The sequence below is a fragment of the Vibrio sp. 970 genome, from assembly GCF_033339075.1.
This window is the reverse complement of the sequence record NZ_JAWOTW010000353.1, coordinates 1-680: the sequence shown is the minus strand read 5'-3', so window position 1 is coordinate 680 and position 680 is coordinate 1. Positions and strand designations below refer to the sequence as shown.

Genomic DNA, 680 nt, shown 5'->3' with positions numbered 1-680 from the left:
GGGGTATTTAGCATTACTCTCCCAGTTTCCGGTGAAAATTAATATAACATTGTTTTAAATAACTTTAAGAACTTAACAACCTGAAAGGCCTGCATTATGAACTACAATAAATTTTTGTTAGTGCTTTGTATGCTAATACCTCATTTTAATGTGAATGCTAAAGATGTTGGCCTGCAAGAACTTACTCCTCTTTCAAATTCATCTTTAGAAGAATATCGAGGTGGTTTCCAAATTACGGACGAGTATATTATTAATATTGGATTAAGCATTACTACGACTATAAATGGCGATGATATTTTGAACACAAATATTGCCAACTTAGTAATTGAAAATGGTAATTTAAAAAACATTAGCGCAAATAGTGAAAATCAAAGTGGAGATGTTTTCAACCAGGGTATTGTTAACATCATACAATTTGGTGAAGGCAATATTATTGGAGATGATTCTATAGATTCACCCAAAATGCCTTCGTCTCAAAATCCTAATATAATAAGTTCAGACTTTATAAATTCAAGTATTATCAATATTATTCAAAACACGAAAGATAACAGTATTATTGGACTTAGCACGCTCGTAGACATTGATGCTCAAGTAAATGGGGTAATACGGGAAATCAAAGCAAACCAACAATTAGAAGACGCCTTATTGAACCACCTTCAATGAGCATTTCCATTTTTATC

The 680-nt window shown here is 31.9% G+C and carries 1 protein-coding gene; it reads left to right on the top strand.

Going from position 1 to position 680, the window contains the following annotated elements:
• The first annotated feature begins 96 nt into the window (after positions 1–96).
• The gene (locus R7Q11_RS26615) at positions 97–663 is read left to right on the top strand and encodes a hypothetical protein (protein ID WP_064376472.1); all 567 of its coding nucleotides are present in this window, start codon (positions 97–99) and stop codon (positions 661–663) included.
• The last annotated feature ends 17 nt before the right edge of the window (positions 664–680 follow it).

Excerpts from the sequence above, each read along its gene's own strand:
- R7Q11_RS26615 (WP_064376472.1), top strand. The coding sequence starts at position 97 with ATGAACTACAATAAATTTTTGTTAGTGCTTTGTATGCTAATACCTCAT.